24 protein-coding genes and 2 pseudogenes are annotated in these 26243 nt (G+C 61.5%); 9 read left to right on the top strand and 17 right to left on the bottom strand.

Going from position 1 to position 26243, the window contains the following annotated elements; genetic code table 11:
• Positions 1 to 1272 (top strand): glycosyltransferase family 4 protein, encoded by a 1272-nt coding sequence (locus tag ACQKIK_RS07075; protein ID WP_499135363.1) that lies wholly within the window; start codon positions 1 to 3, stop codon positions 1270 to 1272.
• Between the two features lie 79 nt (positions 1273 to 1351).
• Positions 1352 to 2170 (top strand): glycosyltransferase family 32 protein, encoded by an 819-nt coding sequence (locus tag ACQKIK_RS07070; protein WP_499135362.1) that lies wholly within the window; start codon positions 1352 to 1354, stop codon positions 2168 to 2170.
• A gap of 324 nt (positions 2171 to 2494) precedes the next feature.
• Here the strand turns inward: ACQKIK_RS07070 and ACQKIK_RS07065 are convergent.
• The 4 genes and pseudogenes from ACQKIK_RS07065 to ACQKIK_RS07050 all read right to left on the bottom strand — a co-directional run.
• Positions 2495 to 2890 (bottom strand): annotated as a pseudogene (locus tag ACQKIK_RS07065) (TonB-dependent receptor plug domain-containing protein); the annotation flags it as partial.
• Between the two features lie 456 nt (positions 2891 to 3346).
• On the bottom strand, positions 3347 to 3655 hold the full coding sequence (locus ACQKIK_RS07060) for a hypothetical protein (RefSeq protein WP_499135360.1): 309 nt from the start codon (positions 3653 to 3655) through the stop codon (positions 3347 to 3349).
• Between the two features lie 43 nt (positions 3656 to 3698).
• Complete coding sequence (locus tag ACQKIK_RS07055) at positions 3699 to 4235, bottom strand: DUF6998 domain-containing protein (protein WP_499135359.1); 537 nt, start codon at positions 4233 to 4235, stop codon at positions 3699 to 3701.
• A gap of 78 nt (positions 4236 to 4313) precedes the next feature.
• Complete coding sequence (locus ACQKIK_RS07050) at positions 4314 to 4832, bottom strand: hypothetical protein (RefSeq protein ID WP_499135357.1); 519 nt, start codon at positions 4830 to 4832, stop codon at positions 4314 to 4316.
• Positions 4833 to 4959: 127 nt separating this feature from the next.
• Here ACQKIK_RS07050 and ACQKIK_RS07045 point away from each other — a divergent pair, with 127 nt between their 5' ends.
• Together ACQKIK_RS07045 and ACQKIK_RS07040 are read left to right on the top strand one after the other, a co-directional pair.
• The gene (locus tag ACQKIK_RS07045; protein ID WP_499135880.1) at positions 4960 to 5118 is read left to right on the top strand and encodes a phage integrase N-terminal SAM-like domain-containing protein; all 159 of its coding nucleotides are present in this window, start codon (positions 4960 to 4962) and stop codon (positions 5116 to 5118) included.
• Between the two features lies 1 nt (position 5119).
• Positions 5120 to 5947, top strand: a complete 828-nt coding sequence (locus ACQKIK_RS07040) for an integron integrase (RefSeq protein ID WP_499135356.1) — start codon at positions 5120 to 5122, stop codon at positions 5945 to 5947.
• A 193-nt stretch (positions 5948 to 6140) separates the two neighbouring features.
• Here ACQKIK_RS07040 and ACQKIK_RS07035 read toward each other — a convergent pair whose 3' ends face one another.
• The 3 genes and pseudogenes from ACQKIK_RS07035 to ACQKIK_RS07025 form a co-directional block, all read right to left on the bottom strand.
• Complete coding sequence (locus tag ACQKIK_RS07035; RefSeq protein WP_499135355.1) at positions 6141 to 8279, bottom strand: TonB-dependent siderophore receptor; 2139 nt, start codon at positions 8277 to 8279, stop codon at positions 6141 to 6143.
• A gap of 600 nt (positions 8280 to 8879) precedes the next feature.
• Positions 8880 to 9248, bottom strand: a pseudogene (locus ACQKIK_RS07030) (hypothetical protein); the annotation flags it as partial.
• A 104-nt stretch (positions 9249 to 9352) separates the two neighbouring features.
• Positions 9353 to 10183, bottom strand: coding sequence for an NYN domain-containing protein (locus ACQKIK_RS07025; RefSeq protein ID WP_499135353.1), 831 nt, complete (start codon positions 10181 to 10183; stop codon positions 9353 to 9355).
• A 228-nt stretch (positions 10184 to 10411) separates the two neighbouring features.
• Here ACQKIK_RS07025 and ACQKIK_RS07020 point away from each other — a divergent pair, with 228 nt between their 5' ends.
• Positions 10412 to 11824, top strand: coding sequence for an alanine/glycine:cation symporter family protein (locus ACQKIK_RS07020; RefSeq protein WP_499135352.1), 1413 nt, complete (start codon positions 10412 to 10414; stop codon positions 11822 to 11824).
• Positions 11825 to 11878: 54 nt separating this feature from the next.
• Here ACQKIK_RS07020 and ACQKIK_RS07015 read toward each other — a convergent pair whose 3' ends face one another.
• The 4 genes from ACQKIK_RS07015 to ACQKIK_RS07000 form a co-directional block, all read right to left on the bottom strand.
• Positions 11879 to 12985, bottom strand: a complete 1107-nt coding sequence (locus tag ACQKIK_RS07015) for a catalase family protein (RefSeq protein WP_499135351.1) — start codon at positions 12983 to 12985, stop codon at positions 11879 to 11881.
• A gap of 168 nt (positions 12986 to 13153) precedes the next feature.
• Positions 13154 to 13612, bottom strand: a complete 459-nt coding sequence (locus tag ACQKIK_RS07010) for a DUF2214 family protein (RefSeq protein ID WP_045424618.1) — start codon at positions 13610 to 13612, stop codon at positions 13154 to 13156.
• Positions 13613 to 13630: 18 nt separating this feature from the next.
• Entirely contained in the window at positions 13631 to 15013 is a 1383-nt protein-coding gene (locus tag ACQKIK_RS07005; protein ID WP_499135349.1) for an MATE family efflux transporter, read from the bottom strand.
• A 116-nt stretch (positions 15014 to 15129) separates the two neighbouring features.
• On the bottom strand, positions 15130 to 15423 hold the full coding sequence (locus ACQKIK_RS07000; protein WP_045424622.1) for a hypothetical protein: 294 nt from the start codon (positions 15421 to 15423) through the stop codon (positions 15130 to 15132).
• A 217-nt stretch (positions 15424 to 15640) separates the two neighbouring features.
• On the opposite strand from ACQKIK_RS07000, the gene ACQKIK_RS06995 reads away from it, so the two are divergent.
• Positions 15641 to 16576 carry an SdiA-regulated domain-containing protein gene (locus ACQKIK_RS06995; RefSeq protein WP_499135348.1) on the top strand — a complete coding sequence of 312 codons (936 nt, stop codon included), beginning with the start codon at positions 15641 to 15643 and terminating at the stop codon, positions 16574 to 16576.
• An 11-nt stretch (positions 16577 to 16587) separates the two neighbouring features.
• On the opposite strand, the gene ACQKIK_RS06990 is transcribed toward ACQKIK_RS06995, so the two are convergent.
• The 6 genes from ACQKIK_RS06990 to cra form a co-directional block, all read right to left on the bottom strand.
• Entirely contained in the window at positions 16588 to 17037 is a 450-nt protein-coding gene (locus tag ACQKIK_RS06990) for a DMT family transporter (protein ID WP_046163114.1), read from the bottom strand.
• A gap of 69 nt (positions 17038 to 17106) precedes the next feature.
• Positions 17107 to 17667 (bottom strand): DUF4136 domain-containing protein, encoded by a 561-nt coding sequence (locus ACQKIK_RS06985; RefSeq protein WP_499135347.1) that lies wholly within the window; start codon positions 17665 to 17667, stop codon positions 17107 to 17109.
• A gap of 30 nt (positions 17668 to 17697) precedes the next feature.
• Positions 17698 to 18327, bottom strand: coding sequence for a DUF4136 domain-containing protein (locus tag ACQKIK_RS06980; protein ID WP_499135346.1), 630 nt, complete (start codon positions 18325 to 18327; stop codon positions 17698 to 17700).
• Between the two features lie 18 nt (positions 18328 to 18345).
• Positions 18346 to 19095 carry a methyltransferase domain-containing protein gene (locus ACQKIK_RS06975; protein ID WP_499135344.1) on the bottom strand — a complete coding sequence of 250 codons (750 nt, stop codon included), beginning with the start codon at positions 19093 to 19095 and terminating at the stop codon, positions 18346 to 18348.
• On the bottom strand, positions 19092 to 19397 hold the full coding sequence (locus ACQKIK_RS06970; RefSeq protein ID WP_499135879.1) for a nucleotide pyrophosphohydrolase: 306 nt from the start codon (positions 19395 to 19397) through the stop codon (positions 19092 to 19094). Before ACQKIK_RS06970 ends, ACQKIK_RS06975 begins: the two co-directional genes overlap by 4 nt.
• A 69-nt stretch (positions 19398 to 19466) precedes the next feature.
• The gene (gene cra, locus ACQKIK_RS06965; RefSeq protein ID WP_499135342.1) at positions 19467 to 20456 is read right to left on the bottom strand and encodes a catabolite repressor/activator; all 990 of its coding nucleotides are present in this window, start codon (positions 20454 to 20456) and stop codon (positions 19467 to 19469) included.
• Between the two features lie 180 nt (positions 20457 to 20636).
• On the opposite strand from cra, the gene ptsP reads away from it, so the two are divergent.
• From ptsP to ACQKIK_RS06950, 3 genes are read left to right on the top strand one after another with little or no spacing between them, the layout of a single operon-like run.
• Positions 20637 to 23516, top strand: coding sequence for a phosphoenolpyruvate--protein phosphotransferase (ptsP, locus tag ACQKIK_RS06960; protein ID WP_499135340.1), 2880 nt, complete (start codon positions 20637 to 20639; stop codon positions 23514 to 23516).
• A complete protein-coding gene (pfkB, locus tag ACQKIK_RS06955) occupies positions 23516 to 24454 on the top strand; it encodes a 1-phosphofructokinase (RefSeq protein WP_499135339.1) in 939 nt (312 codons plus the stop codon). The genes ptsP and pfkB overlap by 1 nt, the downstream gene beginning before the upstream one ends.
• A 17-nt stretch (positions 24455 to 24471) precedes the next feature.
• Complete coding sequence (locus ACQKIK_RS06950; RefSeq protein WP_499135337.1) at positions 24472 to 26211, top strand: PTS fructose-like transporter subunit IIB; 1740 nt, start codon at positions 24472 to 24474, stop codon at positions 26209 to 26211.
• Positions 26212 to 26243 lie beyond the last annotated feature (32 nt).

The raw sequence follows: 26243 nt of genomic DNA, 5'->3' as shown, positions 1-26243 counted from the left end.
ATGAAAGATTGCGTTTTGATTTCCGCGTTTGCCTGCGACCCGTCCATGGGTTCAGAGCCCTACGTAGGTTGGAACTGGCTCAAACAGATCCTGACTGTCTCCGACGGAAATGTCGTGCTACTCACTCGCCGGATGCATGAGCGGCCAGTGCGCGAGGCGCTCGAACCGACCAGCCGCGCGCGTCTGGATATCGTTGCTTTCGATTTGCCCGGCTGTGCCGGTATGGCTCATCACCACAGCCTGATGAAGCCGTACTACGTGTTCTGGCAAGTAGCCGCATTGTTTGTCGTGCTGGCCTACCAGCTGCGTCATCGTTCGCTCGCGGTAATACAACAGTGCACCTACAACGTGGTGGATATGCCTGGGTTGCTATGGCTGGTTCCTGGAACGCGGTTCATCTGGGGGCCGGTGGGTGGTGGTCAGATACCACCAGCCTGGGCGAAACCGCTCTATGGGCGGGGTTGGATCAAGCAGCGCTGGCGCACGCTGATGAAACGCACGTTGCGGTTCAACCCGTATATCTGCCTAGCATCGTACTGCTCATCGTCAATCCTGGTGGCCAACCAGGACACCCTCGAGATGCTGCCTCGCTTCGCGCACCGCAAATGCATCAAGACGCTTGAAACAGCGGTGAGCGGCGTAACCGCTAGCCCTGCGGCGCAGGAGCCGAAGGAAAGTTTCACGTTGCTCTGGGTCGGTCGGCTGGAGCCCCGCAAGGCTCTCAAGCTGTTGCTCGACGCCATCGCACAGATCAAGGCAGATCAGCCTCAGGCCTACGAGCGATTGCGGATCAAGGTGCTCGGTACTGGACCTGATGCACAGAAGACCGAGGTGGAAGTAGCTGCGCTAGGGTTGGCCGGCAAAGTCGAGTTGCTCGGCGCGTTGCCTTTCGCCGAAGTCCAGCCGCTCTACGAGGGCGCCGACCTTTTCGTCTTCACCAGCGTTCAGGATACCTCCGGTAACGTGCTGCTCGAATCGCTGGCCAGCGGCCTGCCAGCTATAGCGCTCAATCACCAGGGCCCCCGAGAAATCCTGCAAAACGGGGGCGGACGGTTGATCGATGCGCACTCCTATAACGAGGCGGTCAGAGAGTTTGCACGCGCCATACTTGAGCTGATGGATGCGCCGCAATTGCTCAGAGCATACGCACAGGCGGGACTGGAGAATATTCAGAAGCATTGCCTGTGGGAGCAGAAGGGAGAATTGTTCCGTGCGCTGCTGGATGCGCACGGCAAGTCTGCGAAAAGCCATCTCGCCTCAGATCAAGCTTGAGCGAACGCCTCAGGTTCCCTCGTATTTCTGCTCGCGCTACGGGCGCGGGCGATCTATCTAATGCATGAAGGAGGCGAATATGATTCCAAAGATCATTCATTACGTCTGGATCGGCGATGCGCCAAAGAATGAGCTGCTTCTGCGCTGCATCGAGAGCTGGAAAAAATATCTGCCGGACTACGAAATCAAGGAATGGGGCAACTCGCAAATCGACGGAATCGACATTCCCTATGTCCGTCAGGCGCTGGAACACCGCAAGTGGGCGTTCGCATCGGACTACATGAGGTTGTACGCACTGCACCGCTATGGCGGCTTTTACTTCGACTCCGATCTAGAAGTCACAGCCGATATAGAGCCGTTCCGCGAACATGACTTTGTTGCTGGCTTCGAAGAGTATCAGGGCAACCGGTATCCGATGTCGGCGTTCATCGGCGCGGTTCCTAATAATGCAATTATTGGTGATCTGCTAGCCGAGTATGCGTCGCTGAGTCTAGTGGACCGCAACGGCAATCTCGACCTTACGGCCAATACCAAACGCATGACGCTGTATTACGCGCGCAGGTTCGGCCTGAAAAAGCCCTATAAGACCGATGAGCCAACCGCGTTAGATAGTTACTCGTTTATCTATCCGGTTCATTACTTTTGCACGCCTGCGCCGCACAAAAAAAACTTCACCATTCACCATTTCAACGGTTCGTGGCTGGACGGCTATGCGCGACGCAATGTTCTAAACATGTCCGGCTATACGCTGTGCGTTTTCAAGGACCGCAAAAAGGCCAATCGCAGCTTGCCCCTCACCTACAACGAAAGCTTGGCAATGATGCTGCCGCTTGGCTTCGACCTGAGACTGGCTCTCCTGCGCAAAGGCACGTCCCGGCAACCTTTTAAAGTGTGCTGATCACATCTAAGGAAGCTGAACCGCCCCTGCGTTCCCAGAGGCTCTGACTCTTGACAGGTTGAGCCATGAACACAACGACGAAGCATTCCCAAGAAGCCCATGAGCGAGCGGTTCGACCAGTACTGGAGCATCAAGACCACCATGAGTCGGAGCGTGAATCGATCTGCTCTATTCCGCCAAGATCGATTCTTACTGCCGAAACGGTGCGCAGCTGAGTGCGTCGAGCGTGATAGCGGTAAGCGTGAACGCCAGACCAGCAGCGAACGCGAGCGGAGACCCTGGAGCGAGAAATACGTGAGCGGCGCCAGGCCAACGAGATCCGGTGTCCAGCGTGCCGCGGCGCAGCCCCTCGGTATTGAACTGAGTGCCCAGCACGGTCCGCTGCTTGGCCTGCGGTTGCTTGCTGACAATATGGAAGGTGCCGCCCGGGTCGCCACGGCCATACAGCATCGAAGCCGGGCCACGCAGGACCTCGATTCACTCGATAGTCGCGGCGTCCGGCATGTTGGGGTAGCCACGGTTGATGGCGAAGCCGTTGCGGTAGAACTCCTGAGAGCTGAAGCCGCGTACCAGGAATTCGGTCAGCCCCTGGCCGCCGAAGTTGTTGCCGCGTTCGACGCCGCCGGCGTAGTCCAGCGCATCCTCGAGACGGGTGGCACCGATGTCTTCTACCACCTGCCCCGGGACGACGCTGATCGACTGCGGGATTTCATGGATGGCGACCCAGGCCTGATGCATCGCGCGGATGCGCCTGCTCCCTGGTTCGCTCTGACTGTGCATAAATGGGGATCGTGCCGTTGGGGGGAAGTTCACGCGTATCGACGAGGCGCTTGTTCGTAGGCGAGTGAATTGGGCCGCATCAGCACAGCCTTGGTGACCCTGTTCGCCCTGTCGGACTTGTGGATGGCGCGCCGACATTTACTGGCGAATACAGGAGAGGCGCGCCTGTAGTGCAGGAAATGGCTGCCAAGAAAAGCTCGTGGCGGCTAAAAGCTCAGCAATAAGCGGGCGATCTGATTGTTTCTTGGTCGGTATCTCGCTTTCAAAATCAGCGGCGGCCGAAGTTGACCGGAATTACAGTGCTACTTCAGAGCACCCCCCTAACGTTTGGTTAAGGGGCGGGCTTTAGCCCGTCCCAGTGAGCGAAGCGAACGATTTGAACCGATTGTTATAGCTTCATCGCGGGTCATCGAAACCATCTTCAAAGAGCTCCAATAGCTTTTCATCCACCCAAAGCTCAACCCTGAATTTATTAATGTCTGGTAAATTTTGAAATGGGCCTGATGGGTCATATGACCTATAGTGAAACACGACTGAGTCGCCTCGCTCATCAGTATATTTACAGTTGAGCAGCATGTAATTCGATTTCCCGATAACCGTTGCCCCAGTTTTGGGGATTTCGTGGACTATTATATTGGCGTCTTGGGCATCTGAAGCCCTTTTAGATATGGAAACTAGTTCATCGTATATTTGTTTTGCAATCATCAAAGGCTCCGATATCTGCAGTATAAGCTTGTGCCTATAACGATTAAGCTAAGGGGCCGGCTTCTCCGGTCCCAGCGAGTGAAGCGAGCGATTTGAGCGCATTGTTAGCAGCGTTTAACTCTACGCAGATATTTCGAATGCGATTATCGGAAAGCAATGCTCCACGAACATGCAGGACATGACCGTTTACGTGTGGCCTAAAGGTGCTGTACTCAGCGATGACGGAGTGAGGAATAGACACGGCCTCAATGACCTCATACGACTCATTAAAAATTACAGCAACTAGTTCGTCAAAGTCTATTTTTTCTAGGTTACGAATTACGCCTAGCTGCCTGGATTTATTATCGGCTGTAACTCGGCGTGCTTTTATTTGAATTTTCTTACCTGAGTCAGATTCTGCGTCATGACCTGCGGCTGAGTTTTTCGCGAGCTTCAAATTTAAAGCCGAAGCAACTAGCCATTCGGCATAGTCGCCGACAGGATTGTTTTTTGTTCTGAGGATTCCTCGAACTTTAAGCTCACCTATTACTGCGGCTTGGAGCTTTAGTAAATTATGAGTTGATAAGGTGGCTAGATTCATGTTTTTGAAGGCTTCTAACGTTTGGTTAAGGGGCGGGCTTTAGCCCGTCCCAGTGAGCGAAGCGAACGGTTTGAACCACTAGTTAGGGTTGTCCGTACTCTTAAGGAGAGACGGTTTTACAAAATACGAGGACGTTCTAAGGGCCAAGAAGTAAGGAGAGCTCACAATACTGCCGACTATAGATACCTTCCAACCTTCAAGGTTAAGAATTTGCGCAGACAATAGGGCTCCTACCGAGAATAGGCCACCATACAAGATTGCTTTTGATATGCTTCCAGTCATTAGTATGTTAGGCGCGTGAAGAAGCCTGGCCGCAAGCTTAACGTCTGAGATAAGCTTCCAGTTTGTTTCTGCTCTCTCCATACCGTGCATGCACAGCATGCCACAAGTGAAATACAAACATAGAAGCGATATAGAAAAATAACTCAATGACTCTACTTCAATACCAATGAAAGGTATTGAGTATGAGGATTTTCCTATCCCAGATATTGCAACTAAATAAGCAATACCTGAAACAGTGATACCAGAGATCAGTGATTTCTGTGCTAGAGCTAGAGACTCGTGGTAGTAATTTACTGCTAGCTCGTCAAGTTCCATTTTGATAAACACCCTAACTATAATTAGACACCATTTGGTGTATAAGACGCCGGACGGGCGTGGTGTATAACATTCCTTGTCATCGCGGTGCTCCTTTTCTAGGCTGGGCGTTTCCGAAGGACGGTGACTGTATAAGGAAGTTATACACCATGGATGGAAGGCCGCGATTGCTCGTCAGGTCCGGGACCAGATCCGGCTGAAACACTACTCGATCAGAACTGAACGTGTCTATTGCGAGTGGGTGAAGCGCTATATCCGATATTCACAAATATCGACATCCGCTTGAAATGGGCGCAGCTGAAGTTGAGGCGTTTCTTTCGGATTTGGCTGTGCGCCGTGATGTATCCGCTTCGACGCAGAATCAGGCGCTGGCTGCGTTGTTGTTTCTTTATAAGCAAGTACTCAAGCAGGAGCTACCCTGGCTTGGCGAAGTGGTACGTGCAAAAAAGCCCGCTCGGTTGCCGGTGGTGCTCTCTATCGACGAAGTGCAAAGGATTCTCAGCCAACTGGATGGCGACGTCGGGTTGATAGCACGACTGTTATATGGTGGCGGCCTGCGGTTGATGGAAGGGCTACGGCTCAGGGTCAAGGACGTCGATTTCTCGCGCAACGAGATCATCATCCGTGACGGTAAGGGGCAGAAGGATCGCGTCACCGTCATGCCGGCAAGCCTTGTGCTGCCGCTTAAGCAGCACATCACTGTCGTACGGGCTATTCATCAGAGCGAGGTCGTTGCAGGGCGGGGTGATGTCTACTTGCCTGACGCCTTAGCTCGTAAGTATCCCAACGCGCCATGGGAATGGGCTTGGCAGTACGTGTTCCCTGCGGCAGGCCTGTCGGTTGACCCACGCAGTGGCTCAGTGCGTCGTCATCATCTGGATGAAAAGCGGGTGCAAAGGGCTTTCAAACGCGCAGTAGCGCAATCCGGTATAGCCAAGTTGGCGATCCCGCATACGTTGCGGCATAGCTTCGCAACTCATCTGTTGGAAAGCGGACAAGATATTCGCACTGTGCAGGAGTTGTTGGGCCATGCAGACGTGAAGACAACCATGATCTACACGCACGTACTAAACCGGGGCGGCTTGGCGGTTTTGAGTCCGTTGGATCGTTTGTAAGTTTGCGGTATGCGCAGAGGGATGCGCTGGTCCGGCTATAAGGCCGCCAGGTTCGATCGCTAAAGGGCGAACCGCCTAGGATCGCTAGGACGGGCCCGTGTGATCGTTGTAAAAGAATGAGCTGTAACGGTGGGTGATACCGCGCCCTGGGCGATGGCCAAGCCATCAACCCAGGGCATTGCACCAATAGGCACTAGAGCTCGATTGATACCCCGGCCTGCAGGGTGCGCGGAGCGCCCGGGTAGGCCCAGATGTTCCAGGCGCGCTCTTCGTATTCCTCGTCGAAGACGTTGTCGAGGTTGAGGTTGAGGCGAATGCGGTCGGTGAGCGGGTAGTAGGCCAGCAGATCGACCACGGTGTAGGCGCCCATGTCGTAGGCCGTGTTCGAGGTACTGCCCTTGCGTGAACTGACGTACTTCACGCCGACCCCAAGGCCCAGCCCGTCCAGCGCACCGTTGTCGAACTCGTAGGTGTCGAGCAGGTTGAAGCTATGCTCTGGCACGTTGGCCATGCGGCTGCCCACCGGCACGGCGGCGCTGTTGCTTTCGGTGACTTCAGCGTCAACGTAGGCATAGCCGCCAATCACGCGCCATTGCGGGGTGATATTGCCGGCAACGCTGAGGTCGAAGCCGCGGCTGCGGACCTCGCCTGCAGCCACCTGGAAGGCCTGGGAGCCAACGTTTGCCGGATCAGCCGTCAGCACGTTTTCCTTGGTGATGTGGAACAGCGCGGCCGTCACGCTCAGGTTGTGTTCGGGCAGGTCGTACTTGATGCCAGTCTCGTAGGCGACGCCTTCTTCCGGGTCGAATGCCTGGCTGCTGCGGTCGGCGCCACGGTTGGGCTTGAATGAGCGGGAAGCGTTGGCGTAGACGGCCAGCGCTTCGGTCAGGTCGTAGATTGCACCGATGCGCGGCGAGACGGCGTTATGCGCCTGATCCCAGCTGCCAGCAGCCGACAGCTTGTTGGTGTAGTTCTGCTCGAAGCGTTCCAGGCGCGCACCCAGCTGCAGGGTGAAACGTTCGGTCAGCTCGACCTGATCCTGCATATAGAAGGCATAGGACTTCAGGTCTTCGTCGTCCCAGTAGTTGGGGCCGAGAATGGGGGGCAGCGGCTGGCCATAGACCGGCTCGTACATGTCGATCGGGAAGGAGCCTACGCCACCTGCGGAACGGTCGATGCGGGAGTTGTAGTTAAAGTCGTCGTACTCGATGCCGGTCAGCAGGGTATGCATGAAGCCCAGAGCGCTGAAGCGGCCTTCGAGGTTGGCCTGAACGGCCGTATCGTTCCATTCCAGCCGTCGTTCGCTGTAATTGCGCCCCACGGTGCGGCCGTCAGCGGCCAGGCCATTGTTCTCCACGGCGCCACCGTCCAGGCTGCCGTCGAGGTATTGCACGCCGCCGCGCAGGGTCCATTGGTCATCGAGCAGATGCTCGATTCGCAGCTGAGTCATGGCGTTTTCGTTCGTGAACTTGCCGGCGCTTTCTTCCCCGAGGAAGCGATCACGTGGCAGCTGGCCTTGCTGGCTGGCGTAGCGCGTCACGCCGCGGTCGAGCGGGTGCCGGTTGTGGAGATAGTCACCTTCCAGAATGATCGCGGTGGCGTCGCTGAGGTCCCAGCGCAGCACTGGGGCAACGTTGTAGCGTTCGCTTTCGACATGATCGCGAAAGCTGTCAGCGCCTTCGGCCACCAGGTTGAGGCGATAGGTGAATTCGGCCTGCTCGTCCAGTGCGCCGGTGGTGTCCAGCGTGCCGCGGCGCAGCCCCTCGGTATTGAATTGAGTGCCCAGCACGGTCCGCTGCTTGGCCTGCGGTTGCTTGCTGACAATATTGAAGGTGCCGCCCGGGTCGCCACGGCCATACAGCATCGAAGCCGGGCCACGCAGGACCTCGATTCGCTCGATAGTGGCGGCGTCCGGCATGTTGGGGTAGCCACGGTTGATGGCGAAGCCGTTGCGGTAGAACTCCTGGGAGCTGAAGCCGCGTACCAGGAATTCGGTCAGGCCCTGGCCGCCAAAGTTGTTGCCGCGCTCGACGCCGCCGGCATAGTCCAGTGCGTCCTCGAGACGGGTGGCGCCGATGTCTTCTACCACCTGGCCAGGGACGACGCTGATCGACTGCGGGATTTCATGGATGGGCGTGTCGGTACGCGTTGCGCTAGCCGAGCGCGTAGCGCGATAACCGTCCACTGGGCCGTCGGCGCGTTCGGCTTGCGAGGCGGTGATCTCCATTTGTTCGAGGGCGATGGGGGCCCCGGTAGATCCCGCTTGTTCGACAGCGTAGGCGGTGGCGGCGAGCGCCTGTAGCGACAGCACAGGCACGAGAAGTCGACGCATTGCGGCAGTTCCTTTTTGAAGGCTTCGAGCAGAGGGGCGCAGATGCTATAGATGTTGATAACTATTATCAATTGAGTCTTTTGGCTGGATGCCTAATTGGGTCGGTTTGGCGTTATCGATAGCCATTGCCGTGCCGTTCAACCCGGCAATGTTGCTGAGCAGGTCTTGTCGACGGGGACAATAAGGGAGCCGGTAGGGAAGCGAGCGAACCCGGCCGGCTCGGATGATTAACATCGCGCGGGCAAGTCGGCATGCTGCGCGGACAGGACGGACAGCCCAGATATCAGCGAGCCACGTTGCGCGTCGAATGACGCGAGTTCGGCACCCTACAAGGAGGGCCAGAGGGCGCTCGGTCGATCAGCCTCGTGGTATCGAGGCTTCCCCCCGCGCACTGATTTGCCGCGAGGATGCGCCACTCATGCCCGGCGCATCGCAACGGCCATCCTGAAATCAACGATCCCGGCTGGCACCCTCGCGGGACCGAGTCGAGTCGGCTGGCGTTTCGGTGCCGGTCATTGCCGAGGATTCGGTATCGGGTTGGGTGTCGTCAGCAGGCCCGGCTTCAGGCTCGCTGGACGGTACGACTGTTGGCGTTCCGATGCTTTGCGAGGCGCCACGGCAGGTCAGCTCGGCGAAAGGCTGGTCCGGCGAGTACTCGCCTGGCACCCGCTCTACCCGCTGAGTGTTGGGGCTTACGGTGAAAACGGGCGGGGCGGAGGTGTCGGCACGTGCATCCTCGGGCACGTGGAATTCGCAGGTCACGGTGTCACCGGTATTGTTCCTCACCTTCACCGCGCGTATTCCAACCAGCTCGCCACCCGCCTCGGTGGTCGAGGTCGGCACGCCCATGGCGCTGACTTCGATATCCAGGCCGTTCAGGTGGGTGATCACTTCGGGCTTGGGTGTCTGGGCAAGCGCAACAGGTGCGCAAAGGGCTAAGCCTAGGGTCGTGAGCAGTGCCTTGGTCATGGAAACCTCCTCGAGTCGATGACTGCTTAGAAGGGTTCGAGGGGTGAGGGTTCGGTCTGCTCTCCGATTTGCTTGACCGTTGCTTCGCAACCAGCGTGTGAGCGCTACTTCTGCGGCTTCAGATTGCGCGCATAAAGCGCTTTGCCGCCGGTGGAGGTGGTGCCTCTGGCCTCCAGCTCGAAGCGTTTGGAGTGCGATTTGATCAGGTCGCTGAGTTTCTTGAAGCCATACAGACGCGGGTCGAAGGCGGGACGCAGTTTGCTGATGTTGGAGCCAAGCTCGCCGAGGTGCACCCAGTCATCCTCGTCATCGGCAATGTCGCTAAGAACCTTGGCGATGAACTCCACCGGCGCTTTTTGCGCTTTGACCTGGCCGCCTTTCTCGGCGGTTTTGGCCTCGTCTTCGGGCTTTTCTGCAGGCTCCAGTGCGGGCGTCTTGTCCCCATTGCTTGGGGGTTCCTGTGAGGTCTTGGGTGCGTCGGCGCGAAGAATTTCGGTGTAGATGAACTTGTCGCAGGCTGAAACGAAGGGCGATGGGGTTTTTTGTTCGCCAAAGCCGTAGACGGTCAGGCCTTCTTCGCGGATTCGTGCGGCCAGACGCGTGAAGTCGCTGTCGCTCGAGACCAGGCAGAAGCCGTCGAAGCGACGCGTGTAGAGCAGGTCCATCGCGTCGATGATCAACGAGCTATCGGTGGCGTTCTTACCGGAGGTGTAGGCGAACTGCTGAATCGGTTGGATCGAATAGTCGAGCAGTACCTTCTTCCAGCTGCCGAGGTTGGGCTTGGTCCAGTCGCCGTAGATGCGCTTGACGCTGGCGACGCCGTATTTGGCGAATTCCTCGAACAGGCCTTCGACAATCGCGGCGGGGGCGTTATCGGCGTCGATAAGAACCGCAAGATGGATTTGCTGACGGGTGTTGCTGGGCTTTGCGGCCATGATTCGTCCCTGGATGGATGTGTGCCGACCATAACGCCAGTTGCAACTGGGGGCCAGGGCAGTGCGGTAGCAATCTGGTTGACAGGCTTTGCCGTTCCGATTGAACCCTCGCGGGCGAGTCGGTTCCGACCTTGCGTCCAGGCTGCTCGAAGCGCTCTGGCTGGTGCTGCCCAGCGTAGCGACTAGAGTAAGCCGTACCCCTTACGTTTCTCACGAAAAGGCGCCTTCATGACTCCCATCGTCGACTTTCTCAACACCATCTTCTGGGGCTACGTTCTTATTTATGGGCTGCTTGCGGTGGGTGTGTTCTTCACCATCCGGCTGGGCTTTCTGCAGTTCATTCACTTCGGGGAGATGGTGCGGGCCATCCGCGGCGCGCGGCAAAGCGACGCTTCGGGGATCTCGCCGTTCCAGGCGTTGTGTACCAGCCTCGCGTCGCGGGTCGGCACTGGCAACCTGGCCGGGGTAGCCGTTGCGCTTTACCTGGGCGGTGCCGGGGCAATCTTCTGGATGTGGATAGTGGCGCTGGTGGGCATGGCCACGGCCTATGCGGAAAGCTCACTCGCGCAGTTGTACAAGGTGCGCGACGGGGAGGGCCAGTACCGGGGCGGCCCGGCGTTCTACATTGCCAAGGGTTTGAAAGCGCCATGGGCGGGCGGCGTGTTTTCCGTGGCGCTGATCATCTCGTTCGGGCTGGTGTTCAACGCGGTGCAGGCCAACTCCATTGCCGATGCCATGGAGGGCGCGTTTGGCGTCCCGAAACTCTGGGTTGGCGTTGCCATCGCCATCCTCGCCGGGCTGGTGATCTTTGGCGGGCTACGCTCCATCGCGCGCTTCGCCGAACTCGTGGTGCCGCTGATGGCGGGCCTGTATGTGTTGATGGCACTGATCGTGTTGCTGATGAACATCACCGAGGTGCCAGGCGTGCTGATGACCATCGTCCGTAGCGCCTTTGGCCTCGAAGAAGCCGCCGGTGGTGTCGCTGGCTCGGTGACCGCGGCGATGCTCAATGGCATCAAGCGCGGCTTGTTCTCCAACGAGGCAGGCATGGGCTCGGCGCCCAACGTGGCGGCGACCGCGACCCCAGCGCCGCATCATCCGTCTTCCCAGGGGCTGGTGCAGGCGATGGGGGTGTTCATCGACACCATCGTTATCTGCACCGCGACCGCGGTGATGATTCTTCTGTCGGGCGTTCTGGAGCCCGGTTCGGGTGTAACCGGCACGCAGCTCACCCAGCAGGCGATGGAAAGCCACATCGGCGTGGCTGGGACCTACTTCATCGCCATCGCCATTCTGTTTTTCGCCTTTACCTCGATTGTCGCCAACTACGCCTATGCGGAGAACGCGCTGATCTTCCTGGGTGCCGGTAACAAACTCGGGCTGACCCTGCTGCGCCTGGCGGCATTGGGAATGGTGATCTGGGGCGCTTACGAGGCAGTCACGACCGTGTTCAACGCGGCGGATGCGTCCATGGGGCTGATGGCAACGATCAACCTGATCGCAATCACGCTGCTCTCCGGCACGGTGGTTAAGCTGACCAAGGACTATATGGCGCAGATCAAGGCGGGCGAGGTGCCTACGTTCAAGGCCGCGGACTACCCGGAACTGAAAGCCAAGATCAACAACAATATCTGGCGCTGATGTGAAAACGCCCCGGCAAGCGTGCCGGGGCGTCGTGCCTTACAGCTAGGTGGATCAGCTCGGCAGCCGGTCCAGTGTTTTTGGCTCATGCATCGGGCAGCCGTTGTGACGAGCACGGAACTCGGATGACATCTCATAGGCCGGCTTGCGCGAGCGCATGATGCCGCCGAGCGGTCGGTGGGCCGCCAGTCCATGCCAGGGGCTGAAGGACATCTGGTCATCCACCACCGCTGCGCGGGCTTCGCTCCAGGCCGATTGCGGCTGGACGTTGATCCGCGCAACCGTGACGTAAGGACTGGCATCTTCCGGCCAGACCACGCTGGCGTCCTCGATGGGCATCTTCTCGATGTCGGTGGCCAGCTGCACACGTAGCTCCCAGGTCCCGCCGTGCTGAGCGAAATGGTCGTTGATCGCCTCGCGCAACCCGTTCGGCTTGTCCTTGAGGTCGACGTTCTGATCGGTCAGCGCCGTCAATTCCGGCGAAACAGGCACCACCGAAAGCTTGGCGAAGTAGCGGCCATAGAGCAGCGGAACCACGCTGTAATAGGTCTCCCCGAGCAAATTGGTGGTGGGATGGCCGCCCATGCCCTTGAGCGTCGCACTTTCGCCGCCGGCCTTTTCCACCAGACTCTCGGCACCGCGCAGCGCGGCAGACAGCGCCTGCTTGGTGCGGGGCGCTCGGTCGGTAGTCTTGGCGATCAACTTCACCGACTTGAGAAAGTCCTTGGGCGTCGGCGCCATGAATGCCGGCGCGTTGACCATGACGAAATCCTGGGTGACCTGGCCGCCCGCATTCGGCAGGCGTTCGCCTTCAACGCCGATGAGCTTGATCGCCAGCCCGCGCGGAGTGGAAACCTTGTCATCAAGGATGTCGCCCGGGTTGGTCGAATAACGCATCACCACCGGCATCTTCCCTGGCTTCGCAAAAGCCCCCTGGGCCAGTTCTGGCGGTAGGTCAGGCAGGATTTCGATTTCGCCCTGCAGCAGGCCGTGGCTCTTGGCGTGCACGCTGCGAACGGCATGGCCACTGTCAGCAAAGGTCGTCTCGATGATCTCGCGCATGGCCTGGATCAGGCCGGAGATGGTCTCGGCTTCGTCGTCTGGCACCTGTTCGTATGCAGGGTCGAAGGGTAGGGGCGTTACGGTCAGGCGATCGGTCATCGGCTCGGCTCCGTCTGGTGATGCGGACTTATGGACTGCTGCGCCGCGGTCTGTAGTCGACAATCGAGGTCTGGAATCGTTTTCGAAGAGCGTGCAAGCCGTTGTGGATGGGCTTCGCGCAGGATCAGTCCACAAGCCTGGATTGCCCAGGCCCAGGAGCGCGCCGTTTTACTGCGGAATTACACCAAGCCCTCGCGCCATCAGTGCCGCCAGCAGAGGAAGCAGCAGCAGGGCGAGCAGTTCGATGCGGATCACTGTCTTCACCCAGCGCGCAGTGGTTGGACTGATCGATGGGACCTGGCCCGCCTTCAGCGCCGGACGCCATTTGAGAAAGGTCACGGTCGGATAGATCGACAACAGGGCGACGATGACGAACAGCCCGACCTTGGCGTGGAAGAAGCTGTTGTTGAGGTAATAGTCCAGCCCCTTGCCATAGCGCATCGCGCGCGCTGCGCCGGTGACCAGGACGAACCCGGCGGCGATGCCGAAGGCCAGATCAACGCGAAACAGGCTGCGGGCGCGTTTGAAATTCAGCGGCAGGCGGAACAGCTGGTGCTCGAGCACCAGCAGGGAGAAGAGCAGGAAGATCGCCACGAAGTGCAGGTAGGCGGCGACGGCATAGGCCATTTTCTGAAGGTCCTTTGGTTAGGGTTGCTGCGGTGCGGCGGTGACAGCTGCCGCCGCATGGGTCGAGGCGAACCATTGCCCCTGGCGTTGCAGCCGCCTGGCGATGCTGCCTAAGCAGACGCCGCGCAGGAGCATGAAGGCGAGAAAGGCCAGCCACAAGCCGTGATTGCCCATCCCACGCAACAGCCAGCCCAATGGTAGCGAAATCAGAACGGCAAGCAGCATGGCGTTTCGCATTTCCCGCGCACGGGTGGCTCCGATGAACAAGCCGTCCAGTAGATAGCTCCAGACGGCGACCAGGGGCAGCGCGGCGAGATAGGGCAAATAGACGGCGGCGGTTTCGCGCACCGAAGGAATGTCCGTCTGCAGGCTGACGAACAGCTCGCCGCCCAGCAGGAAGAACAGCCCGAAGGCCAGACTCGCCAGCAATGACCAGCCGCCGGCAACAGTCAGAATCCGTCGCAGCTCGGTGCGGCTCTGGGCGCCGATCGCATGCCCGCTCAATGCTTCGACGGCGTGGGCGAGACCGTCGAGTGCATGCGCCGTGAGCATCAAGCCGTTCAGCAGCAAGGCATTGGCCGCTACCGTGGCGTCGCCCAGCCGCGTCCCTTGGACCGTGACCAGGAAGAACACCAGCTGCAGCGCCAGCGAACGAAGGAAAATGTCGCGGTTGACGGACATCAGCGGATGCCAACTGGCCCACAGGCGCAGCGCCTGACGGTCCAAGCGTCCGGCGTAACGCAACAGCGCGCCTCGGGTCAGCGCCAGGCCGACCAGCACACCGCTCCATTCGGCAATGACCGAGGCGCGGGCTGCGCCGGCCACGCCCCACTCCAGACCAATGACGAACCACAGATCCAGCGCAACGTTGATCAGATTTGTCGTCAACAGAATCGCCAATGGCGCGCGCGCATTCTGGGTGCCGAGAAACCAGCCAATCAGCGCCATGCTCGCCAGCGCGGCGGGCAGGCCGAACAGGCGGGTATGAAAATAGGCTTGGGTGAGCGCGTCGAGTTCGGCAGAGGGCTGCATAAGCTGCAGCGCGTAACCTTTCAGCGGCATCGCAAACAGGCTCAACAGCAGCGCAAAGCCCAGCGCCAATAGCAAGCCCTGCAGCAGCACCTGACGCAGCGCGCCGCCGTCCTGACGTCCGGCGGCCTGCGCAGCAAAGCCGGTGGTGCCCATGCGCAGAAAACCCATTACCCAGACCAGCAGGCTGTAGAGGCTGCCGCCTACCGCAACCGACGCGAGCTGATGCGCGTGCGGCAGGTGGCCGATCACGGCGCTGTCGACCAACGCCACCAGTGGCACGGAGAGGTTGGACAGAATCATCGGCGCAGCCAGCGCCCAGACCCGTTTATGAGTGGGGGCGTGCTGCCAGGCGGTCAATAACCGTGACATGAAGTGCTCCAGAACAGCCGGGCATGATACGTCGCGATGGTCCGGAGCGCAGCCGAGCGATGGCGCTGGTGCCGTGCTCGGTCGGGTTGTCGGAGGAGTAGGGCGCTACGAATGGCTCAGTGGATTAGCCAGCTCAGCAGCCAGAGCCCGAGGAACAGATAGATCACCCCAGCGATGATCGAGCGGCGGAAGAACGCGCGAAACGCGCCGACCAGCAACATCAGGCCGATGGCCAGTGCAATGAGGCTGATCAGTGAACGATCCATGCCGAGGGTCCGCGACAGGCCCTCGAGAAAGTTGGCGCCGGCATCGGCGAACAGCCCGAAAAAGCCGCTGAGCGCATCGACGATGTAACGAATCACGGTGCCGAGCGCCTGGCCCAACCATTCGAAAAAGCTTTCCACCTGCATGCTGCACTCCTGCCAAACGATCCGCGGCCGCAAGCGCAGCCGTTCCCTGGTCCATTGGGCTGCCAATCCGTCTGGCAGTTCCCGGCGTTGCGATTGAACCGCAGCCAAGGCGATGGGTCAGTAGCAGGCTGATCGTCGCCATCGCGTGCACCGTCACGCAAATGCAACCCTTCGCGATCAGGCTATCTCGCCAGTAGCGGCCTAACGAGAAAAGACGATGCCGATTGTTACCAGTACCCGCCCGCGTTGGTTGCCCGAGGTTCGCCCGCAGGTCTGGGCGTTGGGAATGCTGGCTGCAGGTCTGCTGCACACAGCTGCCACCTTTCACCTCGATGAGCGGGTGTTCTATTCGCTGCAATCGGCTTGGCAGGAGAGCAGTCTCCAGACGCGCAGCCTCTGGTTGCCCGAGTACCAGGTGCGTGTCGAGGCTAAGCCGGTGGCGACCGTCGGTAACAACCTTTCCGGCTTGACCTTCGATGAGCAGCGCAATCAGCTCTGGGCCGTGGTGAACAACCCGGAGGAGCTCGTCGCGATGGATCTCAACGGTGAATTCATCGCTCGCTATCCCTTGAAGGGGTTCATCGACGTCGAGGCCGTTACCTACCTGGGCGACAACCTGCTGGCAGTTGCCGAGGAGCGCAGCCAAACGATCGTGATCCTCCCGGTTCCCTCGCAGCCCGGTGAGCTGGTGCGTGAGGATTACGCGGCAGTCTCGCTGTCCATGGGCGCATCGGACAACTCGGGTTTCGAGGGGTTGGGCTACGACCGCGCCGGTGATCGACTGTTTGCGGTGAAAGAACACTCACCACGCAAGCTCTATGAGATCCAGGGCATCAAGGCCAGCCTCAGCGGGCAACTGAACCTCAAGGTCATCGATCGTGAGGCATGGATCGACGACAAGGACATGGCCAGCGACCTTGCCTCGGTGCACTACGACGAGCGCACCGGCCACCTGGTGCTGCTCAGCGACGAAGCCAAGATGATGCTCGAGCTCGACAGTGAGGGCGAGCTGGTCAGCTTCCGCTCGTTGTGGAGCGGCTTTGCCGGTCTCGACAAGAGCGTGCCTCAGGCCGAAGGCATGACCTTTGACGAGCGTGGCGATCTGTATCTGGTCAGCGAACCCAATCTGTTCTACGCCTTCGAGCGCAAGTAGCCGAACCTGGGTCAGCCGCGGCGGATCATCCAGACGCCTGCGAAAATCAGCAGCAATCCCCCTAGCTTGCCCAGGCTGATCGACGCCTGGCGAAAGCCCGCCCAGCCGAAGTGATCGAGCAGCAGCGCCATCCCCAGCTGGCCGGCCAATACCAAGGCCATGAACAGCAGCGCACCGATACGCGGGCCGGCGAAGGCGGCGGTGGCAATGAAGAACATTCCCAGCAATCCGGCACACCAGTGATACCAGTTCAGGCCCCGCAGTGCCTGGATGCCCGGCATGTCCCGCTGGAACAGCACCACGCAGATCAGCGCGACGGTGCCCACTGCAAAGGACAGCATCGCGGCGCTCATGACGCTGCCAAAGTGCTTGGCCACCTGCCCGTTGATGCCGGCCTGTAGCGGCAGGAAAGCCCCGGCGATAAAAGGCAGAACGAGAAGCCACCAGGCTGCGACGGGCATGCAGATTTCCTCCAGAGCAAAAGAAAGCCCGCCGAGGCGGCGGGCGTTATTCAGAGCGAGCCGACAATGCTAGCGCGGCGGATATTGCGAGAGAACCTTATTGACGGTTTCCCGAAACATCCCGGCCCGCTCCTGAGGGCTCCCCGGGTCGTCGCGCAGAACCTGTTCGGCACTGCCGCGCCAGACCAGTTTGCCGTCGTCAGCGTCATACATATCCAGCTGTAGGGTGCCGACCTGATAGTGAATGGTGCGGGTGTCAGTCATCACCGGCCCGCCCCAGAACCCATGCCATGGGCCGCCCCAGCCACTGACCGATGAGGTGGTGTATTGCTGGCTGCGCTCATCGACGAGAAACCAGGCCTGCACCAAGAGATCCGGTTGTGCGCCTGACTGGGCCTGGCGTAGGCCGCGTTGGTCCAGCTGCTCGCTGACGGCGCTGCGGATGCGTTGCTCGGTCAGGTCGCTTTTGATGCGGGGATCGTCTGGTCGGTACTGCAGGGCGGGCTCTTTCCAGCTCCAGGTCCGATAGGCGGAAAAATCACGCTGCGGGTCGAAATCGCGTTGCACCTGGGTACTCTGACAGGCGGCCAGCATCAGCAGCAGAGGCAGCATCAGCAATGAACGGAACATCGGGGTTCTCCTTGCGTTAAGTGCGTGGGCTCAGCGCGGTGGGTAATCAGCAAGCGCGCGGTTCACGGCGGCTCGCGCGGCGTCCTTGCGCTCGGCCTGATCACCGCCACTGCGAGCTTCGGCGCGATTGCTCCACACGGTCTGGCCGGAGGCGCTGTCGATCATCTCGATGCGCACCGTCATCACTTCCTCTTGATAGTTGCGCACCACCGGGGTGCTGCCGCCAATGCCGTAGCCTGTGTTGTAGCCCGGGCCGTAGCCGCCATAGCGCCCGGCACCGACGCCTACTCGGGGACCATAGTCATCGTAGACCTGGCGCACGCGCGTCTCCATCTGCGCGCTGGCGCTGATCTGCACGTCGCCCTTGGCGCCCGTTGGTGCAGGCCGCAAGCCGCGTTGGTCGAGCGCGCCGGAGATCATTTCCTGCAGCTCCTCGGTGCCCAGCGAAGCTGTGCCAGCCGGTGGGTTGCGCCAGCTCCAGTTCTGGTAGCTGGAAAAGTCCTGCGGTGCTGCCGGGTAAGTCGGCGACTGGATACGTTCGATAGGCGGGGCAGGAGGAATCGGCGCGGACTCGTTGGTGTACGGGTTGCTGCTCTGACAGGCCGCGAGGCTCAAGCCGAGCAGCGAACAGAGCAGGGGCAGTGCAGGGCGGATCGACATCGGTACCTCCCGGTCGGCTCAAAGCGGCCGACATAACCAGTGCAGGTAACGCCCGAGGCCGGCGAAGCTGGGATGGCGGCGGTAGGCCAGTTCCATCTCGATGAGGTCGGCAGGCTCGGTACGGGCCTGGAAATCGGCGGGCATGTAGTCATGGAAGACGCGCACGCCACTGGTTGATTCGACCCGCCAGTGCGGCGCGAGTTGCGCAGCCAGCTCGCGCGGGTCGAGCGGCTGTTGCGGTGTCAGACTCTGGCGCTCGCCGGCATAGGTCTGAGTGCGCAGCTTCTTGAAATGGCCTTTGAGCAGGTTGCGGTAGATCAGCGCGTCGCGGTTATAGAAGGCCAGCGAGAGCCAGCCGTCCTCGGCAACCAGGCGATGCAGCACCGGCAGGATCGCCTGAGGCTCAGCCAGCCATTCCAGCACTGCATGGCAGATAACCAGATCGAACCGGCCCTCGACGTGGTTTTCGACGTCTTGCCAGGGTGCCTGGATGAACGTTGCGTTTTGGCCGGCGTCGGCAAACTGCTTGCGGGCGCCTTCCAGCATGGGTTCGGCGGGTTCCGACAGCGTGACCTGATGGCCCTGCTGCGCCAGCCACAGGCTCATGTGGCCGAGGCCTGCACCGATGTCCAGGACCCGTAGCGGGCGCTCTGGCAGTATTTCAGTCAAGTCCGCCTGCAGCACGGCGAGTCGGATCGCGCCCTTGGCGCCGCCGTAGATTTTTTCGGCGAAGCGCGTCGCCAGCTCATCGAAATGCCGATCGCTCATCGGGCGAACCGCCGTGCGTTGTCGGCAAGCTTCGCCAGCAGCGCCTGTTCCATGTCGATGCCCAGCTCGCTGCACATCAGCAGCAGGTACATGAGGATGTCGCCGACTTCCTGGCCCGCGTGTGCGAGCTTGTCGGCTGAGAGCTGGCGCGATTCGTCCTCAGTCTGCCATTGGAAGATTTCCAACAGCTCGGCCATTTCCACGCTGGCGGCCATGGCGAGGTTTTTCGGGCTGTGAAAGCGCTGCCAGTCGTTCTGGTCGCGGATCGCGTGCAGGCGTTGGGTGATCTGTTCGATGTTCATCTTCAGAAGGGCGGGCTCGTTGAAAGGCGACAAGCTTCCGCCAGCGCGCCCGCGCCCGCAAGGGGAGCGTCAGAGGCGACGTACCTTCAGCTCACGCTCGACAGCGATGACCCCGGGGCGATAGTCGCCTTGCTCGGTGGCGCGGATAGCCTGCTCCAACGCCTGCTCGGCGATCTGCTCGTGCTGCTGGGAAATCGCATTGACCCGGATCGGCAGGAAATCCAGCAACTGCGCGTCACCGAAGGTTGCCAGCCGCAGTTGCTCCGGCCAGAGCAGATCGCGCTCGCGCAGCGCATCGAAGACACCTTCGAGCAACACGTAGGCGGTGGTGATGAGGGCATCGGGCAGCGGGCCGCGGTCGAGCAGGGCGAGCATCTGCTCGCGTCCGCAGGCGCGGCTGAACTGTTCGGCGCGCAGGATGCTGACCTGCCCTGTGTGCTGCGACAGTGCCTGGCGAAAACCTTCCTCGCGCTGCTGACTGATGGGCAATGCGGGGCGTGCACTGATCAGGGCGATATGCGCGGCGGCCGGAACTGCCAGCGAGCGGGTGAGCAGGGCGGCCGCTTCGCAGTCGTCGCTCACCACCGAACAGAAGTGGCTGGCGTCCAGCGCACGGTCGAGGGCGATCACCGGCGTGCCAGCCTCCTGCACTTTGCGATAGCTCTGGTCGTCGGCGGATAGGCAGCTGGCGACGATCAGCGCATCGCAACGTCGCGAGCGCAGCAGCTGGATGACCTGACGCTCGGTGTCCGGCTCGTCGTCGGTCCCGGCGATCAACAACTGATAGCCGCGCTGCCGCGCGCGCTGTTCGAGCAACTTGGCAAGGCGCGCGTAGCTGGGGTTTTCCAGATCCGGAACGATGAATCCGAGGGTACGTGACTGCCCGCGGCGCAGGCCCGCTGCCTGCTGGTCTAGCTGAAAGCCCTGCTGTTCGGCCACCGCCATCACCCGCTCGACCGTGGCCGGGCTGATACGGCGCTGCGCAGCCTTGCCGTTGAGCACGTAGCTGGCAGTGGTTACCGAAACGTTGGCGAGGCGGGCGATGTCGGTCAGTTTCAACAGAGGGTCCTGAGACGGGTGGTATGAACTCGGGCTTCTAGAATTACCCAATATTGCGTAATGTGCCAGTCTTAGGTGAAACGTTTCAGCAGTGTATCGGTCTGAAGCGCCAGCCCAGGATTCGGGCAAAGCCGGCGTAACCGTCGGCCACAACAATCGCGAGCCCCGCAGGAGTTCTCCATGCTTGAGTTGAATGCACAGCACATCCACATGCATCAGGCCGCGGCGGACAAGCCTGCGGCGCTGGCTCTGCTGGGCGAGGTTCTGGTCGCCGACGGACTGGTCGCGCCGGGCTACCTCGACGGGCTTCGCGCGCGCGAAGCGCAGGGGTCGACCTTTCTCGGCCAGGGCCTTGCGATTCCGCATGGCACGCCGGAAACCCGCGATCAGGTGTTCACCACTGGCGTGCGGCTGCTGCATTTTCCGGCCGGCGTCGATTGGGGCAATGGTCAGCAGGTGTACCTTGCGATCGGCATCGCGGCGCGCTCGGATGAACATCTGCGGCTGCTGCAACTGCTGACCCGAGCGTTGGGCGAGGGCGATCTGAGCGAGGCGCTGCAGAAGGCAGAAAGCCCCGAAGCCATCATCGACCTGCTACAGGGCGCGCCGCAGGCGTTGGCGCTGGACGGCGAACTGGTGGGCCTGGGCGTCGCCGCCGATGATTTCGACGAGTTGGCCTGGCAAGGTGTCAAATTGCTCAAGCGCGCCCAATGCGTGGAGCCTGGCTTCAATGCCAGCCTGCCGATGAGCCAGGCGTTGCCGCTGGGCGATGGCCTCTGGTGGCTCAGTAGCGAGCAGTCGGTGCAGAGTCCGGGGCTCGCGTTCGTCACGCCAACCTCGAACCTTGAGCATCTGGGCCAGCCGCTGAATGGCCTGTTCGTGCTGGCCAGCCTGGGCGAAGCGCATCAGGCCATGCTTGAGCGTCTGTGCAACCTGTTGATCGAAGGGCGCGGCCAGGAGCTGAGCCAGGCGACTTCCAGCCGCGTGGTGCTCGAAGCGCTGGGCGGCGAGGTACCGGCAGATTGGCCCAGCGCTCAGGTGCCGCTGGCCAACGCCCATGGTCTGCATGCGCGCCCGGCCAAGGCGCTGACCGAAGTGGCTCAAGCTTTCGATGGCGAGATCCGCGTGCGCCTGGCCGGCAGCGAGAGCGCCGGAGTGTCGGTCAAGAGCCTGAGCAAATTGCTGGCGATGGGCGCGCATCGTGGTCAGGTGCTGGAGTTCATTGCCGAGCCTTCCATTGCCGACGATGCACTGCCGGCGCTGGTGCGCGCGGTGGAAGAAGGGCTGGGCGAAGAGGTCGAACCCTTGCCGGCAGCTGGGGAGACGGTGCAACCCGTCATCGCCACGCAACCCGATGAGTCGGCCATCGAGCAGGCCGCTCTGCGCGCGGGCGATCAGGTAAACGGCATCGCTGCTTCGCCGGGCATCGCCATCGGTCCGGTGCTGGTGCGCAAGCCGCAGGTGATCGACTACCCCAAGCGGGGCGAATCGCCAGCGGCGGATTTGCAACGTCTGGATGCTGCGCTGGACAAGGTCCATGCAGAGATCGGCACGCTGATCGACGCAAGCCAGGTCGTCAGCATTCGCGACATCTTCACCACTCACCAGGCCATGCTGCGTGACCCGGCGCTGCGCGAAGACGTGCAGGTGCGGCTGCAGAAGGGTTTGAGCGCCGAAGCGGCCTGGATGGAAGAGATCGAGAGCGCGGCGCAGCAGCAGGAGGCACTTCACGACAAACTGCTGGCCGAGCGCGCCGCCGACCTGCGTGACGTGGGCCGTCGGGTGCTGGCCTGCCTGACCGGCGTCGAAGCCGAGCAGGCCCCGGACGAACCCTACATTCTGGTGATGGACGAAGTGGCGCCTTCGGACGTTGCCACGCTCAACGCCCAGCGCGTCGCCGGCATCCTGACGGCCGGTGGTGGCGCTACATCCCACAGCGCCATCATCGCCCGTGCGCTGGGTATTCCAGCCATCGTCGGTGCCGGGCCGGGCGTGCTCGGGTTGGCGCCCAACACCCTGCTGTTGCTCGACGGCGAGCGCGGTGAACTCCTAGTCGCTCCAACCGATGCGCAGCTGGAACAGGCCAGGGGCGAGCGCGCGGCTCGCGAGGAGCGCAAGCGCCTGGCCGACGAGCGCCGCATGGAGCCGGCCATTACCCGCGACGGTCATCATGTCGAGATCGCCGCCAACATCGGCGCAGCCGGCGAAACACCTGAGGCCGTGGCGATGGGTGCCGAGGGCATCGGTTTGCTGCGCACCGAACTGGTGTTCATGAACCATTCCCAGGCGCCGGACCAGGCGACCCAGGAGGCCGAGTACCGCCGTGTGCTGGAAGCCCTCGAAGGCCGGCCGCTGGTGGTTCGCACGCTCGACGTTGGTGGTGACAAGCCGCTGCCGTACTGGCCGATGCCCGCCGAAGAGAATCCCTTCCTCGGCGTGCGCGGGATTCGCCTGAGCCTGCAGCGCCCGGACATTCTCGAAACCCAGCTGCGCGCCTTGCTCGCCTCGGCCGATGGCCGTCCGCTGCGGATCATGTTCCCCATGGTCGGCAACATCGACGAATGGCGTACCGCCAAGGCCATGGTCGAACGCCTGCGCGTGGAGCTGCCAGTGGCCGATCTGCAGGTCGGCATCATGATCGAGATCCCCTCTGCGGCCCTGATCGCGCCGGTACTGGCGCAGGAAGTCGACTTCTTCAGCATCGGCACCAACGACCTCACCCAGTACACACTGGCCATCGACCGCGGCCATCCGACGCTTTCCGGCCAGGCTGATGGGCTGCATCCGGCCGTGTTGCGCTTGATCGGCATGACCGTCGAGGCGGCCCATGCCCATGGCAAGTGGGTCGGCGTGTGCGGTGAGCTGGCCGCTGATGCATTGGCGGTGCCGATGCTGGTGGGCCTGGGCGTGGACGAGCTGAGCGTTTCGGCGCGCAGCATTGCCTTGGTGAAAGCACGGGTGCGCGAGCTGGACTTCGCTGCCTGCCAGCAGCTGGCCAAGCAGGCGCTGATGTTGCCGGGTGCCCATGAAGTCCGCGCCTTCGTCGGGGAGCATTGCTGATGGCTCGTGTCCTGACCGTAACCTTGAACCCCGCGCTGGACTTGACCGTGCAGCTGCCTTCACTGCGTCTGGGCCAGGTCAACCGCAGCGACAGCCTAGAGGTCCATGCTGCCGGCAAAGGCCTCAATGTGGCGCAGGTGCTGGCCGATCTCGGCCATCAGCTGACCGTCACCGGCTTTCTCGGCGAGGGTAATCCGCAAGCGTTCGAGCAGTTGTTCGTCGCACGGGGATTTGCCGACGAATTCGTCCGCGTCGCCGGTGAAACCCGCAGCAATATCAAGCTGGCTGAAGCCGACGGGCAGGTCACCGACATCAACGGCCCGGGGCTCAAGGTGACCGAGGCGCACTGCACGGAGCTGCTGACGCGGCTCGAACGGCTGGCGCCCTCCCATGACCTCGTGGTCGTCGCCGGCAGCTTGCCGCCTGGCATCGACAGCCAGTGGTTCGTCCAGCTCTTGCAGATGCTCAAGGGGCTCGGCGTGCGGGTCGCGCTGGACACCAGCGGTGCAGCGCTGCGTGTGGGGCTGGTGACCGCGCCCTGGCTGATCAAACCCAACGAGGAAGAGCTGGCCGAGGCCCGTGGCGTCGGGCTCACCGAGTCGGCAGCGCTGGCAGCCGAAGCACGACGATTACAAGCCGAAGGCATCGAGCACGTAGTTATTTCTCAGGGTGCCGACGGCGTGAGCTGGTTCGCGCCCGGTGCCGGGCTTCACGCTTCTCCGCCCAAGGTCCGGGTGGTCAGCACCGTGGGGGCGGGGGACTCGCTGCTGGCCGGCATGCTCCATGGGCTGCTCGAGGGCTGGCCAGCGGAACGCACACTCACTCACGCCACTGCCATCGCTGCTCAGGCGGTCGGGCAGGTCGGCTTCGGCATCACCGACACGGATGGACTCGCCGAGCTGGAGGCTGCAGTCCGCCTTCAGCGGCTGTGCCAATAATCACAAGAGGTGAAGGAATGAATCTTCTCATCGTCACGGCCTGCCCCAACGGAATGGTCACCAGCGTGCTGACGTCACGCCTGCTCGAAGCGGCTGCCCATCGTATGGGTTGGTCGACGGCCGTCGAAGTCCACGATCCCAAAGCCATCGGCTCACCGCTGACGCCCGCGCAGATCGCCAATGCTGATCTCGTGGTTGTGGTGAAAACCGGGCCGCTGTCGCTGCAACGCTTCGTCGGCAAGCGTGTGGCGCAATCGACGCCGTCCGAAGCGCTGCTCGACCCCGAGGCCTTCCTGCGCAGCGCCGCCGAAACGGCGAGCGAGTTGCAAGAGGCAGATGACGCCGAGGCTACCCCGGCCAACGGCAAACCCAAGCTGGTGGCCATCACCGCCTGCCCGACCGGTGTCGCGCATACCTTCATGGCCGCCGAAGCCTTGCAACAAGCCGCCATCCGCAAGGGTTACGACCTACAGGTGGAAACCCGCGGTTCGGTGGGTGCGCGCAACGTGCTCGAAGCACAGGCCATCGAAGAGGCCGATGTGGTCCTGCTGGCTGCGGACATCGAGGTGGATGTGGCTAGGTTCGCCGGTAAGCGGGTGTTCCGCTGCGGCACCGGTGTGGCCCTTAAACAACCCGACGCCACCCTTGATCGCGCGCTGGAAGAGGGTGCGGTACTCAGCGGCGGTGTTGCCGCCACGAGCGCAGGTGGTGAGCAGAAAGGTGAGAAGACTGGCGTCTACAAGCACCTGCTCACCGGCGTGTCCTACATGCTGCCGATGGTGGTGGCCGGTGGTTTGCTGATCGCGCTGTCGTTCGTATTCGGCATCGAGGCCTTCAAGGAGGAGGGCACCCTGGCTGCCGCATTGATGAAGATCGGCGGCGAAACGGCTTTCCAATTGATGGTGCCGCTGCTCGCGGGTTACATCGCCTATTCCATCGCCGACCGCCCGGGTCTAGCGCCGGGGATGATTGGTGGCCTGCTGGCGGGCACCCTGGGTGCGGGCTTTATCGGCGGCATCATTGCCGGCTTCGTGGCCGGTTATGCAGCCAAGGCGGTCAGTCGCTGGATTCCCTTGCCGGCCAGTATCGAATCGCTCAAGCCGATCCTGATCATTCCGTTGTTGGCGAGTCTGGTGACGGGACTGGTGATGATTTACGTGGTCGGCACGCCGGTGGCGAAGATGCTCGCTGGGCTCACCGAATTCCTCGACACCATGGGCACCTCCAACGCCATCCTGCTCGGGCTGTTGCTGGGCACCATGATGTGCGTCGACCTGGGCGGGCCAGTGAACAAGGCGGCGTATGCCTTTTCGGTGGGTTTGCTGGCATCGCAGAGCTACGCGCCGATGGCGGCGACCATGGCAGCGGGCATGGTGCCGCCCATCGGCATGGGCATCGCCACGTTGATCGCACGGCGCAAGTTCGCGCAGACCGAGCGTGAAGCCGGCAAGGCGGCGCTGGTGCTGGGCTGCTGCTTCATCTCTGAAGGCGCGATTCCCTTCGCCGCCAAGGACCCGCTGAGAGTGATTCCGGCGAGTATCGCCGGCGGTGCGCTGACCGGTGCGCTGTCCATGGCCTTCGGCGCGAAGCTTCTGGCGCCGCATGGCGGGCTGTTCGTACTGCTGATTCCCAACGCCATCAATCACGCATTGCTTTATCTGCTGGCGATTCTGGCCGGCAGCCTGGTGACCGGGGTGGTTTACGCGGTGATCAAGCGGCCCGAGGCGCAGCCGCTTGCCGTTGGCGCTGCGGCCTGAGGTTCAACGCTGCAAGCGCTGAACTAAAGCCC

Origin of the sequence: Pseudomonas sp. NPDC047961 (genome assembly GCF_050272435.1) — a bacterium.
Lineage (GTDB): Bacteria > Pseudomonadota > Gammaproteobacteria > Pseudomonadales > Pseudomonadaceae > Stutzerimonas.
Note: the sequence above shows the minus strand (reverse complement) of the source record. Positions and strands in the feature narration are given on the sequence as shown.

Coding starts and splice junctions, on each gene's coding strand:
- ACQKIK_RS07075 (WP_499135363.1), top strand. CDS start 1: ATGAAAGATTGCGTTTTGATTTCCGCGTTTGCCTGCGACCCGTCCATG.
- ACQKIK_RS07070 (WP_499135362.1), top strand. CDS start 1,352: ATGATTCCAAAGATCATTCATTACGTCTGGATCGGCGATGCGCCAAAG.
- ACQKIK_RS07060 (WP_499135360.1), bottom strand. CDS start 3,655: ATGATTGCAAAACAAATATACGATGAACTAGTTTCCATATCTAAAAGG.
- ACQKIK_RS07055 (WP_499135359.1), bottom strand. CDS start 4,235: ATGAATCTAGCCACCTTATCAACTCATAATTTACTAAAGCTCCAAGCC.
- ACQKIK_RS07050 (WP_499135357.1), bottom strand. CDS start 4,832: ATGGAACTTGACGAGCTAGCAGTAAATTACTACCACGAGTCTCTAGCT.
- ACQKIK_RS07040 (WP_499135356.1), top strand. CDS start 5,120: ATGGGCGCAGCTGAAGTTGAGGCGTTTCTTTCGGATTTGGCTGTGCGC.
- ACQKIK_RS07035 (WP_499135355.1), bottom strand. CDS start 8,279: ATGCGTCGACTTCTCGTGCCTGTGCTGTCGCTACAGGCGCTCGCCGCC.
- ACQKIK_RS07025 (WP_499135353.1), bottom strand. CDS start 10,183: ATGGCCGCAAAGCCCAGCAACACCCGTCAGCAAATCCATCTTGCGGTT.
- ACQKIK_RS07020 (WP_499135352.1), top strand. CDS start 10,412: ATGACTCCCATCGTCGACTTTCTCAACACCATCTTCTGGGGCTACGTT.
- ACQKIK_RS07015 (WP_499135351.1), bottom strand. CDS start 12,985: ATGACCGATCGCCTGACCGTAACGCCCCTACCCTTCGACCCTGCATAC.
- ACQKIK_RS07010 (WP_045424618.1), bottom strand. CDS start 13,612: ATGGCCTATGCCGTCGCCGCCTACCTGCACTTCGTGGCGATCTTCCTG.
- ACQKIK_RS07005 (WP_499135349.1), bottom strand. CDS start 15,013: ATGTCACGGTTATTGACCGCCTGGCAGCACGCCCCCACTCATAAACGG.
- ACQKIK_RS07000 (WP_045424622.1), bottom strand. CDS start 15,423: ATGCAGGTGGAAAGCTTTTTCGAATGGTTGGGCCAGGCGCTCGGCACC.
- ACQKIK_RS06995 (WP_499135348.1), top strand. CDS start 15,641: ATGCCGATTGTTACCAGTACCCGCCCGCGTTGGTTGCCCGAGGTTCGC.
- ACQKIK_RS06990 (WP_046163114.1), bottom strand. CDS start 17,037: ATGCCCGTCGCAGCCTGGTGGCTTCTCGTTCTGCCTTTTATCGCCGGG.
- ACQKIK_RS06985 (WP_499135347.1), bottom strand. CDS start 17,667: ATGTTCCGTTCATTGCTGATGCTGCCTCTGCTGCTGATGCTGGCCGCC.
- ACQKIK_RS06980 (WP_499135346.1), bottom strand. CDS start 18,327: ATGTCGATCCGCCCTGCACTGCCCCTGCTCTGTTCGCTGCTCGGCTTG.
- ACQKIK_RS06975 (WP_499135344.1), bottom strand. CDS start 19,095: ATGAGCGATCGGCATTTCGATGAGCTGGCGACGCGCTTCGCCGAAAAA.
- ACQKIK_RS06970 (WP_499135879.1), bottom strand. CDS start 19,397: ATGAACATCGAACAGATCACCCAACGCCTGCACGCGATCCGCGACCAG.
- ptsP (WP_499135340.1), top strand. CDS start 20,637: ATGCTTGAGTTGAATGCACAGCACATCCACATGCATCAGGCCGCGGCG.
- pfkB (WP_499135339.1), top strand. CDS start 23,516: ATGGCTCGTGTCCTGACCGTAACCTTGAACCCCGCGCTGGACTTGACC.
- ACQKIK_RS06950 (WP_499135337.1), top strand. CDS start 24,472: ATGAATCTTCTCATCGTCACGGCCTGCCCCAACGGAATGGTCACCAGC.